Source organism: Rhizobium sp. KNZ2-6A (assembly GCF_056755475.1).
Map to the genome: position 1 here is coordinate 1 of NZ_JBNDIC010000032.1, position 13,002 is coordinate 13,002.

The 13,002-nt window shown below is 57.7% G+C and carries 12 protein-coding genes and 3 pseudogenes; 9 read left to right on the plus strand and 6 right to left on the minus strand.

Annotated elements, in window-relative coordinates:
* Positions 1-423: 423 nt before the first annotated feature.
* Genes ACPYOP_RS20885 through ACPYOP_RS20915 form a run of 7 tightly spaced genes read left to right on the plus strand, consistent with a single transcriptional unit; the run spans position 424 to position 7,114 of the window.
* Positions 424-873 carry a DUF805 domain-containing protein gene (locus tag ACPYOP_RS20885; protein WP_481412301.1) on the plus strand — a complete coding sequence of 150 codons (450 nt, stop codon included), beginning with the start codon at positions 424-426 and terminating at the stop codon, positions 871-873.
* A 4-nt stretch (positions 874-877) separates the two neighbouring features.
* Positions 878-1,606, plus strand: coding sequence for a hypothetical protein (locus ACPYOP_RS20890; protein ID WP_481412238.1), 729 nt, complete (start codon positions 878-880; stop codon positions 1,604-1,606).
* A complete protein-coding gene (locus ACPYOP_RS20895) occupies positions 1,599-2,873 on the plus strand; it encodes a DUF4350 domain-containing protein (protein WP_481412239.1) in 1,275 nt (424 codons plus the stop codon). Before ACPYOP_RS20890 ends, ACPYOP_RS20895 begins: the two co-directional genes overlap by 8 nt.
* A complete protein-coding gene (locus ACPYOP_RS20900; protein ID WP_481412240.1) occupies positions 2,860-3,816 on the plus strand; it encodes an AAA family ATPase in 957 nt (318 codons plus the stop codon). Before ACPYOP_RS20895 ends, ACPYOP_RS20900 begins: the two co-directional genes overlap by 14 nt.
* Positions 3,817-5,136 carry a DUF58 domain-containing protein gene (locus ACPYOP_RS20905; RefSeq protein WP_481412241.1) on the plus strand — a complete coding sequence of 440 codons (1,320 nt, stop codon included), beginning with the start codon at positions 3,817-3,819 and terminating at the stop codon, positions 5,134-5,136.
* The gene (locus tag ACPYOP_RS20910) at positions 5,133-6,212 is read left to right on the plus strand and encodes a stage II sporulation protein M (RefSeq protein ID WP_481412242.1); all 1,080 of its coding nucleotides are present in this window, start codon (positions 5,133-5,135) and stop codon (positions 6,210-6,212) included. The genes ACPYOP_RS20905 and ACPYOP_RS20910 overlap by 4 nt, the downstream gene beginning before the upstream one ends.
* Positions 6,209-7,114, plus strand: a complete 906-nt coding sequence (locus ACPYOP_RS20915) for an RDD family protein (protein ID WP_481412243.1) — start codon at positions 6,209-6,211, stop codon at positions 7,112-7,114. Before ACPYOP_RS20910 ends, ACPYOP_RS20915 begins: the two co-directional genes overlap by 4 nt.
* A 271-nt stretch (positions 7,115-7,385) precedes the next feature.
* Here ACPYOP_RS20915 and ACPYOP_RS20920 read toward each other — a convergent pair.
* Positions 7,386-7,637: pseudogene (locus ACPYOP_RS20920) on the minus strand (IS110 family RNA-guided transposase); the annotation flags it as partial.
* On the opposite strand from ACPYOP_RS20920, the pseudogene ACPYOP_RS20925 reads away from it, so the two are divergent.
* Positions 7,610-7,915 (plus strand): annotated as a pseudogene (locus ACPYOP_RS20925) (transposase); the annotation flags it as partial. The pseudogenes ACPYOP_RS20920 and ACPYOP_RS20925 overlap by 28 nt on opposite strands.
* A 39-nt stretch (positions 7,916-7,954) precedes the next feature.
* Here ACPYOP_RS20925 and ACPYOP_RS20930 read toward each other — a convergent pair.
* The 4 genes from ACPYOP_RS20930 to ACPYOP_RS20945 form a co-directional block, all read right to left on the minus strand.
* Positions 7,955-8,290, minus strand: coding sequence for a hypothetical protein (locus ACPYOP_RS20930; protein WP_481412244.1), 336 nt, complete (start codon positions 8,288-8,290; stop codon positions 7,955-7,957).
* Positions 8,291-8,302: 12 nt separating this feature from the next.
* The gene (locus tag ACPYOP_RS20935) at positions 8,303-8,635 is read right to left on the minus strand and encodes a helix-turn-helix domain-containing protein (RefSeq protein ID WP_481412245.1); all 333 of its coding nucleotides are present in this window, start codon (positions 8,633-8,635) and stop codon (positions 8,303-8,305) included.
* A gap of 97 nt (positions 8,636-8,732) precedes the next feature.
* Positions 8,733-9,134 (minus strand): hypothetical protein, encoded by a 402-nt coding sequence (locus ACPYOP_RS20940; protein ID WP_481412246.1) that lies wholly within the window; start codon positions 9,132-9,134, stop codon positions 8,733-8,735.
* 159 nt (positions 9,135-9,293) lie between these two features.
* A complete protein-coding gene (locus ACPYOP_RS20945) occupies positions 9,294-9,737 on the minus strand; it encodes a helix-turn-helix domain-containing protein (RefSeq protein ID WP_481412247.1) in 444 nt (147 codons plus the stop codon).
* Between the two features lie 1,193 nt (positions 9,738-10,930).
* On the opposite strand from ACPYOP_RS20945, the gene ACPYOP_RS20950 reads away from it, so the two are divergent.
* Positions 10,931-11,866: a recombinase family protein gene (locus tag ACPYOP_RS20950; protein ID WP_481412248.1), complete on the plus strand. Its 936-nt coding sequence runs from the start codon at positions 10,931-10,933 to the stop codon at positions 11,864-11,866.
* Here the strand turns inward: ACPYOP_RS20950 and ACPYOP_RS20955 are convergent.
* A pseudogene (locus ACPYOP_RS20955) lies at positions 11,816-12,939 on the minus strand (IS1182 family transposase); the annotation flags it as partial. The gene ACPYOP_RS20950 and the pseudogene ACPYOP_RS20955 overlap by 51 nt on opposite strands.
* Positions 12,940-13,002: the final 63 nt, after the last annotated feature.

The window sequence follows — 13,002 nt, forward strand, 5'->3', positions numbered from 1 at the left end:
CGCGCGACACGCTATCACTGGCAGTCAGACACCCAATAACAGCGTGGCTCGGTGTCCCGATACTATGATATGGCAGTTATCGGCGCATACGAGATGCGCTATATCGCTAGATGATGGTAAGCTAATTCAGCTATCGCAAACGCATAATGCAGCCGGCCAACGCTTGATCGAGTGCAGCGCAGCAATCGAATTATGCAACCATTGCGTCGACGCAACGGCTGATTGGTATTGAATGGTAATATCAAGGGGAATGCGCGGGGCCACAGAGCCATTGTTAGTGTCCAAAGCGGCGAGATCTCGCTGTTGCAATTATGGCGATCAAACTGTAGCTATTACTCGCATGGATACTCTTGGTTTTTGATAGTCTTGTGGGGTATGCAATTCATGGCACGCCCCTACCACACAAATGAAACGGGACCTAAAATGGGATTCAGTGAGGCTGTTCGGACGGTTCTGAAACAAAAATATGTTACATTTTCCGGCAGAGCCGCTCGTTCGGAATTCTGGTGGTTTCAGCTCTTCGTCACATTGCTGTTCCTGGTGTATGGATTGATCGGCGGCTTTTTGGCCGGATTTCTTTCAGATAACCAGAATGGACCTCCCGCGCTGACAATTCTTGTCATGATTATCGGTGGGATAATCGGGTTTGCTCTGCTGTTGCCGATGATCTCGCTTCAGGTCCGTCGCTTCCATGATCGCAATATATCCGGCTGGTGGTATCTTGGGCTGGCTGTTTTGGGTTTCATTCCTTATGTCGGCTTCATTACCGGGATCGCGATTTTCGTCATCAACGTCCTGCCCGGCACCGAGGGGCCAAACAAGTTCGGAGCGGATCCCCTTCGCCCGGAGGCGAGAGCGGCGGTGTTTGCCTGATGCCATGGCTATCCGCAGCCTCGGGCTAGTGGCGGCCTTGTTTCTGGCCGCCACGGCTCAGTTTCAGCCGGCGCAGGCCCAAGATAATGTACAACTCGCCGGCCGCGCCGGTGAGGAATATGCCGCGCAATGTTTGCTGAACGGTTTGCATTGCAAACTGACCTACAGCGACTCATCTGACGCCGCCAAACCGGCTTCGAGCACGACGGCATCGCAAAGAGGGCCGCTCTATATCCCTCAGGAGCCGATCATGTCCGGCCCCCTCTCTGTTGTTGTCGTGCTCGTCGCTCTCGTTGCTGCGATCGGCCTGTGGATGCGCTTCGGAAACGGCGGCATATTGCTGTCGCAAGCGCCCCGCGAACTCAAGCAGCGTCAGGGAGAAGCGCCGGAAAGCTGGCGAACCTCCATCGGCGATACCGAGGAGCGCCCAAGCGATTTCCTCCAAAGGATCGCCGCCATGGCGGATCGAAAACAGGCGCTCGTCCTGTTGCTCAGGCATTGCCTTCTCCATGCAGCGGATGTGACGGGAACCCGCCTTTTTCGCTCGGACACAGAACGAGCGGTCCTTGCGCGCCTGCCCGAAAACATGCCCGATCGTGATCATCTGGAAAATCTGCTGACCGAGACCGAACTCGTCCACTACGGTGGCCGTGTTCTGGCGGAGGGTCATTTCGCCGCCCTTCTGGCAACGGCACGCGGCCTTCTTTCGGGCGGTAAATTGCGCAATGCGTAAATTTGGCCCGATCCTGTTTCTGGTGTTATTGCTTGGCCTTGCCATGCTGGCGGTTTTCGGCTTGTCGCGAGAAACCGACTATGATCGCTCGCCCCTCGGCAGCAAGGGACTGCAGGTGTGGCTGCAGGCCAAGGGAATTCCGGTCGTTCGAGCCGATGCGCATACGACGCGGGCAAGTTCCGAATTCTCCTTGCGCATCGTGCCCTTGCCGATCGTCCAGACGGACGCGGCCACGACACAGGAAGGCGGGAAAAAAGAAGCGGGAAATCTGGCGCCCTGGATCTACGAAGCAAGGCTCTACGAGCTTCCGACGATGATCATCTTGCCGAAATGGCGTGGCAGCGTGCTGGACGATGAGGTCGCGCGCGAATCGGCGCTGGTGCCTTTTCCCGACATCAACAGCGAACTGAACAGAGCCGACCTTTCAAATCTGTATGTCAAGCGGCTTGGCCCCGAGTTCGAGGAAGTACCGCAAACCCTGGAGCCGGGGCAAACACAAAAGATCAAACTGTATCGCGCCCAGGTCTTCGACCGCTCCACCATCCCGGATCAATGCGAGGAGATTGCCGGCATCAATGCCGGCGCGCTAGTCCTACAATGCGAGGACGATTACCTCGTCTATGTTCTGTCTGATCCGGATCTCATGAACAATCATGGGCTGGCGCTCGGCGACAACGCCGCCTTCGCCCTCTCCTTGATCATGGAGTTGCGCGGTACGGACGTAACGAAGCCGGTCTATCTAGACACCAGCGGCAAACTGCTCGACAGCGAGAAGCCCGTGGACGAGGGGCGTACCTATGAGCGTTCCACGAGCGATCTGGCGCGCTTCTTTGCCTATCCGTTGTCGGTCATCTGGGGAGCGATCCTGCTTGTTGCTGCCCTATGCTTCTGGCGCGGAGCCTATCGCTTCGGCCCGGCTCTGAGCGAGGCTACAGGCAATATCGAAATTTCGAAGACAGCAGCAATCGAAGCCACGGCGCGCTTGTTGCGTCTATCGGGCAATGACGGGCGGATGGCTGCCCAATTCGTGCAACATCTGCTTGCCGACAAGGCTGCGTTGCTCTTCGGGCCGGGATCAGCAAACCGGGCCGGCATCGACCGGATGTTTCGGCGACTGGCCCTTCGGGATCAGGCATCGGCTGAAGCTCTGCAATCGACAGCCAAGGCGCTTGTCGAACGCGGCGATGTCATGACGCGCTCGGATCTGCATCGCAATCTCGAAACATTCAGGAAATTACTGGGGAGCATTGAGTTTGGATCTAGGTGAATTTCGCAATCTCGTCGCCACGGTTCGTGGCGAAATTTCAAAGGCGGTACAAGGCCAGGATGCGCTGATCGATCTCGTCCTGATCTCGATTTTTGCGCGCGGCCACTGCCTGGTCGAAGGCCCTCCCGGCACCGCCAAAACCTTGCTCGCCCGCTCGGTCTCCGCCGTGATGGATCTCGAATACCGGCGTATTCAATTCACGCCCGACCTGATGCCGGGCGACGTGCTGGGCATTAATCTCTTCAATTTCCAGACCAATCAATTCCATTTGACCAAAGGTCCGGTCTTCACGGACATCCTGCTCGCCGACGAGATCAATCGCGCACCGCCGAAGACGCAATCGGCTCTGCTGCAGGCCATGAACGAACGGATCGTAACCATCGACGGCACTGACTATTCCCTGGGGCCGGATTTCTTCGTGCTTGCCACGCAGAACCCCATCGAGCAGCAGGGCACGTATCCCTTGCCCGAGGCGCAGCTCGACCGCTTCCTCTTCAAACTCGTCGTCGATTTTCCGGACCGCAATACAGAAATCGCCATTCTGGCGAAACATGCGGGCCAGGCGCTCAACACGGACGTGCGCAATGCCGGCATCCAGCCGCTTGTTTCGAGCGCCATTCTCGCCGACGGACGCAGGCTGATCGACGGCATCCATCTTGACAGCACCATCCTGACCTATGTGGTCGATCTCGTGCGCGCCACGCGCTCCGATCCTGATATTCTTCACGGCGCCTCGACACGTGCAGCCGACGCTCTTGCATCGGCGGTTCGCGTGCGGGCCGCTTTCGAGAGCCGGGACTACGGCCTGCCCGACGATGTGCAGGCCTTGCTCGTGCCGACCCTGCGCCACCGTATCGTTCTTTCCCCGGCGGCGGAAATCGACGGCCGTACGGCGGACCACGTGCTTCGCAACATCAAGAACCGCGTGGATGCACCCCGGTAAATGCGGCCATCATCCTACCTGATCGCCCTGGTACTCCTTTTGACTGCGGTAACGGTCGTTGCCAGCGTGTGGTGGCCGGATGCGAGTTTCGTGCTTTTGTGCCTATGGGTGGCGCTCGCCGCGATAACGGTCTGCGATCTCATGCTGTCGGTGCTTTCCAGCCTGATGAACATCGAATTCGACCTGCCGCCGCAGGGTTTCGTCGGCCACCCCGCGAAATTTTCGATCGACATATCGCCGCGAAGAGGGGCGCTGCCTGCCGAGATCGAGACGCGCCTCGATCTCGCGCCCGAACTCGTCGCCAGCGACGGCAAGCTGTCGCGCGCTTCGGCGGGGGACGGCGGCGGATACATCAAGGCCTCCATGAGCCTTCATTTGACACGGCGCGGACAATATGCGGTGAACAATCTCTGGCTCAAGTGGCCGTCTCGATTGAAGCTGCTCGAGATCATCGTGCGCGTGCCGGTCAAACGAGACATCACCGTGCTGCCGGATATATCGCCCGTTCTGTCGGGGGCGATCAAGACGCAGATACTGCCGCTCGAGGCAGGTCAGAAAGATCTGCGGCTGCGCGGCGAAGGATCGGAGTTCCATCAGCTGCGCGAATTCGCAACGGGCATGGACCCGCGCAGCATGGATTGGAAGCGTTCCGCCCGCATGCGCAATCTCGTCGTGCGCGAAATGCGGGCCGAGCGAAACCATCAGATCATTTTATGCGTTGATTCCGGCAGGCTGATGGCCGAACAGCTCGCGGGGCTTCCCAAGCTCGATCGCGCCATCAATGCGGCTCTTGCGATGTGCTGGGCAGCCGGGCTGGCCGGAGATCTAGTCGGCTTTTACGGCTTCGACAGCCGCCCGCGTCTGTTCGTGCCCGCCTTACCCGGGCGCTCCGCCTTTCCGCGGCTGCAGACCGTCTGCGCGAAGCTGCGCTATGAAACCCAGGAAACCAACCATACGCTCGGGCTGATGCATCTGTCCGGTCGGCTGAAACGACGTTCGCTGATCGTGATATTCTCCGACTTCGTCGACAGCATCACGGCGGAGCTGATGATCGAGAATATTCAGGTCCTCGCGCGGCACCATTTCATCGTCTACGTCGCGCTCCGTGATCCTGCGATCACGAAGTTCGCCGAGCCCGAGGAGATGACGCTCGAGACCGTCGCCCGTTCGGTCGCGGCGCGCCAGATCCTGCAGGAAAGGCGCACCGTGCTGGAGAAATTGGCGCGTCTCGGCGTGCTCTGCCTCGACAGTACGCCGGAGACCCTTACCTCGGACCTCGTTGCCCGCTATATCGAAATCAAATCCCGCGAGATGATATGACTGATATCGGCATCGATGACAGGATCGACATGGGTGCGAAGCCGGACACGGCGGCGGTGCAGACCGACATGCTGCGCTCGGCGCGGTTTCGGATGGAGCGGGAAAGTCACTGGCGTCAGCTTGACCGGTTGGTCACGCGGGCGGAGAAAGGCGGCGCATCGGCCCTGAGCTACGACGAGATTCGCGATCTCGCCGCGGGATACAGGCAGGCGATGAATTCGCTGAGCGTGGCGCGCGATATTTCTCTCGACCGCGCATTGATTGCCTATCTCGAAAGCCTGTGCGCCCGCGCCTATCTGGTGGTCTATGCGCCGCAGGAGAGCCTCGGCGGTCTGACTGCTCGCCTGTTGATCCGCGGAATCCCGCAGGCGGTACGCCGATCGGCACTGCCTCTATTCATCGGCTTCTTGGCGCTTATTTTGGGGGCTGCGGCCGGATACAGGCTTTGTGCGAACGACCCAAGCTGGTTCTACACCTTCGTGCCACCTGAAATGGCGGATCAACGCACGCCCGACGCATCTACCGAGTACCTTCGGTCCACGCTCTATGGCGATGAGCGGCACGACAGCGACAAGCTAGCCTCTTTCTCGACCTTCCTCTTTTCGCACAACACCACGATCGTCATCCTGATTTTCGCGCTCGGCATCTTCGTTTCGGTGCCGAGTTTCGCGCTGACTTTCTACAACGGGCTGATTTTGGGAGCGTTCTTTGCGATGTTCTATCAAAAGGGGCTCGGATACGATGTGTTTGCCTGGCTCTCGATACACGGGGTTACCGAACTTGCGGCCATTTCCATCGCCTGTGCCGGCGGCGCGAGGCTGGGTTTGGCCGTGCTTCTGCCGGGCGCAAGAAGCCGCCGGGAGGCTTTGCGGCACCAGGCGCACGATGCCATCAAGCTCGCCATCCTGGCCGCGCTTATGCTTGTCGTTGCAGCCTTCGTCGAGGGATTTCTCCGGCAGCTCATACAGGATCCGACGCTGCGCCTGACGATCGGTTGGGGAATGGGCCTTTTCTGGATGGTCTGGCTGCTGTTTTCGGGTCGCGAACGCAAACCCTTAGGTGAGCTCGCACGATGAGCCAGGAACTTCAAGGCGACAAGCGCGTCGAACAGTTCATCCCGCCCGAAGGCGTTCCGATCCATCTGGCGGTCGCCTCGCTCGGGGCGCGGCTTGGCGCGCAATGTCTCGACCTGCTGTTTACTTTCATCGTCGTGTTTGTTTGCGCCGTCGTGATCATTTTCAGCGGCTTCCTGTCATCCCAAGCTGAGATAATGCTCGTCATCCTGCTGGCGTTTCTGTTTCGCACGCCCCACTATATCCTTTCCGAGCTCATCTGGAATGGCCGCACGCTTGGAAAGAGGATAACCGGCATCCGCGTGGTCAATATAAATGGCCGCCGCCTCAGCCCGCATCAGGTCACCGCCCGCAACCTGATGAAGGAGGTGGAGATTTTCACGCCCTTGACGCTGATATTTTCCATCGGGTCCATGCACATGCTGGAGTCCGGCTTTACGATCCTGTGGTTTGTCATCATCATAATTGTCCCCTTGGCAAATCGCCGGCGGCAGAGGCTCGGCGACATCATCGCGGGAACCCTCGTGGTTGATAATCCACGCTCCGTATTGCTTGCCGATCTTGCGGTATCCAGCCCTTCCGCCCTGTCGTCGCAGGCAGGATTCGAGTTCCTGCCGGAACATCTCGATGTCTATGGCAAATATGAACTGCAGACGTTGGAAGACGTGCTTCGCGATCCGACGAAGAGCCCCAGTAATGATGAAACCATCGAGATCGTGCGAACGATCGTCAGGAAGATTCGTTACGGCGATCCGATAAAGCCGGGCCAGGAGCAGCTTTTCCTGAGCGCCTTCTACCGTGCTCAGCGTGAGCATCTGGAAACGCTGAGGCTCTTCGGGACGCGCCGCGAAAACAAGTTCCACGGTGACAGAAAAGATCCGGGAAGCATCGGGCCAACGCGCTAACACTTCTGTGGTTGCCGCCCGTCATGCAAGAAGTTTTTGTCCATCTGAATGTGTGATCGAGTGCGGTTTGTCAGGCCTTTAATTGCGGCGTTTCGAAAGACCGCTGGCCGGTATGGTGATGTGCGGATCAGGTCCAAGTCTACTTTCCGAGCTGTAAAGCTCATAGTCCTAACTGGTTTTCCGGATCCAGATCGGTTCGATCATGCGCCCATTCAGGTCATCGACTTCTCGCACCTCTTTCACCAGCATCAGCGTATTCAGCGCGCATGGATCATGCCGCTGCTGACAACGCTTGTTCCCGGTAAGCTTCCTGTTTCGTCAGCATGGCCCAGATTCTCCGCTCCATCTTGTTTGCCAGCGCGACAACCACGAGCATTTTCGGCTTGCGCGTCAGCATTCGAGCAAGCCATGAATCTGGTGCCGCCGGTTTACGGTTTGGCACTCTTACATACGACATTGCGCCGATGATCAAAAGCCTGCGTATGTCAGCCTGTCCTGCCTTCGACACGCGGCCAAGTTGAGAAGCTTGACCACAAGAAGCGTCGGCAGATGTGCCCGATCTACATTTCGGGGCTCATCGGAGCTGGCGATCGCAAGAGTATCGAGCCCATGGCGGAGCGCCTGGCACCTGATAGCTACGACCGCCTGCATCATTTCATCTCGGATGGGATTTGGGACGCCGGTCCGCTTGAGGCGGAATTGGCCGTGCAGGCTGACAGAATAGTCGGAGCTCCAGATGCATTTCTGGTGGTCGACGATACGGGCCTTCCGAAGAAGGGCGACCACCGGCTCAGTTCTGCGTGGAAACCAACACAGGTGCGCTCAGGCTGCGAATAGCGTTCAATTCAATAGCGCAATCACCGTCCCTACACAGAGGGAAAAAACTGTGAGAGACACCGCTGGCACGATCAGCGCCGTGCGCCAATAACCCTTGGCTCCCATAACGATGGCAAACACTTGCGAGATCAGTATCGTCGGTATGCCGACTTTATGAGAAACCGCAAAGAGGATTAGGGCCAGATCGCGTCTTTCCGGATCAGAAGGCCATTTTGAGAAACCCACCGCCAACGGTGACAAGTACCAAACCCCACTGAACACCACGGCAGCAAGCGTTGTCATGACGAGGAACACACTCGTTGCCGAATCCCGAAGAAAGGCGTGGAATGGCGGCTTCACCTTACGCTGCATCTACGCCGGGCACGGCTGTTGGCGGAGAAGAGCCCGATAGACGGTTGGCCGCGATATCGAAAACACTTCCGCAATATCACTGATCGAATATTCCCCGGTGTCATAGATGCGGCGTAACTCCTTTTGCTGACATTCTGAAAGCTCCCTACAGATTGAGCCACCTTGTTCTTCTGATCCTATGGTGTGAGGGCCATGCGCAGATCCCGAAGAGAAGCGTGGACCGCGAAAGACATTGACCGCCCCATTCTGGGTGCCAGGGGCGAAGCACTGCAACGTCCTAGCTGTCATTTCTTTCTGTAAGAAGAAAGATAGCAAGAGACTGCTTGCAGTCATTTCGATCCGTCGTCCCAGTCAAGACAGCGTCTCCGCAGGTGCGGACCTTATTGGGGTCGTTCGCGGCAGGGGCGGAAGCTTACGCTCTACCGGGAAGTTAGGATTCAGTTGAGCGAAGTTTTTTCTGAGCCTGTATTGCCGTAAAATAATTAAAAGAGCTCATGACGAGCGCGGCTATTGCAAATTGTTTTAGGACTGACAGCAGAGTTGATTGCAGGTCCAGCTGCAGTAATCCGCCAAACAGCACCATAAACGCTGCGAAAACCAGTCCTTGCAAAATTGCGTGTTCAGCCACCCGTCCCAAAGACCGTTTTCGCAGGTTTTCTGCAGGGAAATAGACTGTCAACCCCTTTATCGCCAGCATGAAGAGTGGGAATAACAAGCCAATTTTGAGGAGACTGACCACTGTTATGTTGTCGCCAAAAAAATAAAGGCCCATCGGGATGAGTACTGCTGGCAACATGTGGAAAAGATAATCCCTGACAACCTGATTGCCCATGTTCTGCCTCCACAAAAAATCTATTCGCAATCCTATGATGTTGGGCGTCTGAGTCAACCAGATGCTTGCCTTAAGTTCACTGCTCCAAGCCCGTCACGTTGAAGATCGAGAAGCTGCTCGCCTGTCGATGGCGCGTGTTCCCGTTTCTTGTTTCCTTGCCTACTCCTCGGAGAAGGCGCCAACAAGGGAGACAACGCGCTTTCGGACATGAGGCGGAAGCCGCAACATTCCCCCTATCAGATCCCGCCCTCCCGTCGTCGAGATATAGGCGATGTGGGCGTCGACCTGACACCTCGCCTCGTTCGAAGAACCGATGGTGCTTTCAGGCAGGCCCTCGAAGAAATGCGCCGCCGGCACGGCAAAGAATCTTGCCATCTCATACAGCATCGAGGCGCTGACACGTTTCTTGCCGGTTTCATACTTTTGGATCTGTTGGTAGCAGAGGCCGATGCCCTTACCGAGCTCTGTCTGAGACAAGCGAATCTGCATTCGCAGAATCCGAATCTGCTGGCCAACATGGATGTCGACCCGTTGGATCGCGGGTTCTACCTGTGCTGTCTTTCGACGCCCTGATTTCATTGATATGGCCAGGTCGCTGTTCATACCCAACTCCGAAGCGAAAAGGGCATGATAGCCAAGGTCGCACGGCTCGACTGTCAAAATCCCGCCCTCAAGTGTGCCTTGCTTGCCGCGCCCTCGGCTCCGCATTATTGGACACGTCACCGCACGACTTCGCCCTATGCTCCGCACAGAGCCGGGTAAGTCCGTCTCCGGTGATTCCGATAAGGGATCACATCGTAGGGGCTGCTCACGCAGCATTATGACGTCGGCCTTGCCGGCGACATCACTTTTCAGCCGGGAAAAGATGGCCCTGAGCGAATCAAGAAGATCCAGCGCCGAATTGGCTAGACCGCAAAATGTCCGAAGGCTGTTGCCTGTTAGACTCACATCCAAAGGTCAAGGGCGCTTCGCGTGTCATAAGTCAGGTACTCGAGCAGTAAGGGCCGGCTGAACCAACGCGTCTGTCGTCTGGGTGTAACGTGTCGATTTTTCCGTGATCGATGATCCAGCCGGCGGGATGCATATCAGATCCGCATCCGACGGTGCCCGGCTGGATCCGGCGTTGGTCTCCGAAAGGTGGATTACTCCGTCTCTGAAGTGGCAGTCACGGGCTTCCCTACCTTAACATCAATCTCGGCCTCACCAGCACGATAACGTCCGGAGACAGCGCGTATGTCATTCTATTTGGCACCCCGTCAAAGCGCTCTCCAACCATTCGCGGCGTGCCGGGCGCGATGCGATTTTCACTTTAGAGCAAGAACAAATTCCGCCTAACGCATCCGGCAGTCGTGACGTACGCGCGAGCGCCGAAGAGGGATGCCGTACAGGCGCACGGCTTAGGGAAGTGAATTATCTATATACTTCCGCAACATAATTTTTCTCTTTTCTTTCAAGCTTATAGCGACAAGCTCAAAGCGTTGTTCTCAAATTCCTATTGGGCCTATTGGGCGGCCCTGTAACGGAACTTCCTGATCCGCGATCGCAGTCATGGTATCAGGAGAGCTATCACGAAATGGGACGCCTCCCAACCTTCTTTAAGCCTACGCAGCTTACGCGATTTCCACCGAGAAAGCCCGCTGAGGGCGTTTAGCAATCGCGATGGGTAAGAGGCATAGCAATTGCCCAAGATCGCGCTGTGTGGTCCTCAATTTTAACATTAAAACACGCTTGCAAAGGATCATTTTCTCATGAATTCCTTATTTGTACAAAGCACCCGAAAAGCGCGCGAGAAAACCATGGCAAAACGGCAAGTCGCCAATCCATCGCCGGTCCCAAAACATCTTATAGGCTACGGCCGCGTCTCGACCGAAGATCAGGTCCATGGCGCCCAGATGGACGAGCTGTGTGCCGCCGGCTGCGAGCGGATATTTCGGGAGCATGGCTCAGGGGCATCGCGGGCGCGACCAGTTCTGACAAGACTACTTGGGGATCTCACCGCCGGCGACGTACTAGTCGTCGTCCGGCTGGATCGCCTTGCCCGGTCTGTGAGCCACCTTCTGCAAGTGATCGAAGATCTCGAAGAGCGCGGCGTGCATTTCCGCTCGCTGCGCGATCCGATCGACACGTCCACGTCACAGGGCATGTTTTCCCTGCAGGTCCTTGGTGCCGTCGCGCAGCTCGAACGAGCGCTGATCGCCGAGCGAACCAAGGCCGGCATCAAGGCGGCAAAAGCCCGCGGCAAGCTGCCCGGCAATCCAGGCCTTCGGGAGAGACGACCAGAAGCGATCAAGGCGGTCTCGAAGGCCCGGCAAAAACTCTATCTCGACGAGCTGATCTCCTCCGCGCAAACCTGGCTCCCGACCGTCCGGCAACTTCGCCCGAAGCACAGCTGGGACAATGTCGTGCGGGTCCTCAATCGCCGAGGCCATGACTGGACAGTGGAGAGGCTCCGTCGCGCCGTGCATCGCATGGTCCGCGAAAAGCTGGCGGATCCCGAGCTATTGGTTCGCTCTCCGCGCCGTGCGCCAGAAGATCACCTCATGAAGCTCGTCGCGGCGATCGCCATTGCCGATCCCGGCCTGTCGCTGCGCCACATTGCCAGCCAGCTTGATCAGATGGGAGAACGGCCGGCGCGCGGTGGACGCAAATGGCAGCCTTCCTCTGTTCGTCACCTGCTGGATGACGTAGTCGATCTTCACATTGTCGCGCGACTTGCCAAAGTGGCGAGGTGAGAGCACCTGGTCTGCGGGGCAAATGTAAATATCTTTGTCCGGATCGTAGCGGAATTGCTCCTTGGCGAAGAAACCCTCGGCCACGGCCGGCCCGCGGATCGGCTTGGGAACATAGGCGGTGATGCCGGCCTTCTCGCAGGCTTCGATATCCTCGATCTTGAAGTAGCCCCGGTCTGCCACCGCCTCGATCCTGTCAACGCCGAGCGTGTCCATCGCCGCTCGACCGTCGGCGCAAGAAGCCCTATGTCCAGTACCTGGTTGTAGACATCCTGCTCGGCGATCAGCTTGTGCTTCACATCCACGGCGAGCTGGATGTTGTAACCGACGCCGACCTTGGTCATGCGTGCCATAGCCGGGGCATCCGGATCGGTCAGCGAGATCTGGTCTTTGCCGGTCTTGTCCAGTTCATCCAAGAGCGCCTTGTGAAGGTCACGCTTGCCTTTGATCGCCGCAATCTTTTCCGCGAGTTTGCCGTCACTGCGGTCGGAACCGCCGCCGTTGCCGCCGCCTTTCTCCTCTTGCGCATCGCCTTCATCGAGCCGCTTCATGTAGTCGGCCATTTTCTCGTCGGCTTCGTTGATGAACTTGGTCAACGCTGCCCGCGTGAAGTTGCGATCCTTGTTGTTCACCGCCTTGATGCGCGTGCCATCGACCGCCAGCAGTTCCCGACCGAACAGGTCGAGCTGCCGGCAAATGATGACGAATTCCCGGAATACCTGTTTGAAGGCCGACCGGTTCACACGGCGGAAATCAGCGATGGTGCGGAAGTCTGGCTTCAGGTGCCGCAGCAGCCAGATCACCTCGATATTGCGATGGGCCTCAGCCTCCAGCCGCCGGCTGGATCGCACCCGGTTGATGTAGCCGTAGACGTAGAGCTTCAAAATATCGGCCGGATCATAACCCGGACGGCCGGTCTCCTTCGCGGCCACCCGCATGAAGCCGACGAACTGAAGATCGAGGCCACCCACGAGGGCCTCAATGAAGCGGACCGGGTTGTCCGGGCCGACATAATCGTCCACCGCTTCCGGCAGAAGCAGCAATTGCGTGCGATCTGTTCCTGAAAGATGTGCCATGGCAAAATCTACCATGAACCACTACTCTACGGAATCATGCAGGACGTTTTCGGGACTTTTGCA

Coding starts and splice junctions, on each gene's coding strand:
- ACPYOP_RS20885 (WP_481412301.1), top strand. CDS start 424: ATGGGATTCAGTGAGGCTGTTCGGACGGTTCTGAAACAAAAATATGTT.
- ACPYOP_RS20890 (WP_481412238.1), top strand. CDS start 878: ATGGCTATCCGCAGCCTCGGGCTAGTGGCGGCCTTGTTTCTGGCCGCC.
- ACPYOP_RS20895 (WP_481412239.1), top strand. CDS start 1,599: ATGCGTAAATTTGGCCCGATCCTGTTTCTGGTGTTATTGCTTGGCCTT.
- ACPYOP_RS20905 (WP_481412241.1), top strand. CDS start 3,817: ATGCGGCCATCATCCTACCTGATCGCCCTGGTACTCCTTTTGACTGCG.
- ACPYOP_RS20910 (WP_481412242.1), top strand. CDS start 5,133: ATGACTGATATCGGCATCGATGACAGGATCGACATGGGTGCGAAGCCG.
- ACPYOP_RS20915 (WP_481412243.1), top strand. CDS start 6,209: ATGAGCCAGGAACTTCAAGGCGACAAGCGCGTCGAACAGTTCATCCCG.
- ACPYOP_RS20935 (WP_481412245.1), bottom strand. CDS start 8,635: ATGACTGCAAGCAGTCTCTTGCTATCTTTCTTCTTACAGAAAGAAATG.
- ACPYOP_RS20940 (WP_481412246.1), bottom strand. CDS start 9,134: ATGGGCAATCAGGTTGTCAGGGATTATCTTTTCCACATGTTGCCAGCA.
- ACPYOP_RS20945 (WP_481412247.1), bottom strand. CDS start 9,737: ATGAACAGCGACCTGGCCATATCAATGAAATCAGGGCGTCGAAAGACA.
- ACPYOP_RS20950 (WP_481412248.1), top strand. CDS start 10,931: ATGGCAAAACGGCAAGTCGCCAATCCATCGCCGGTCCCAAAACATCTT.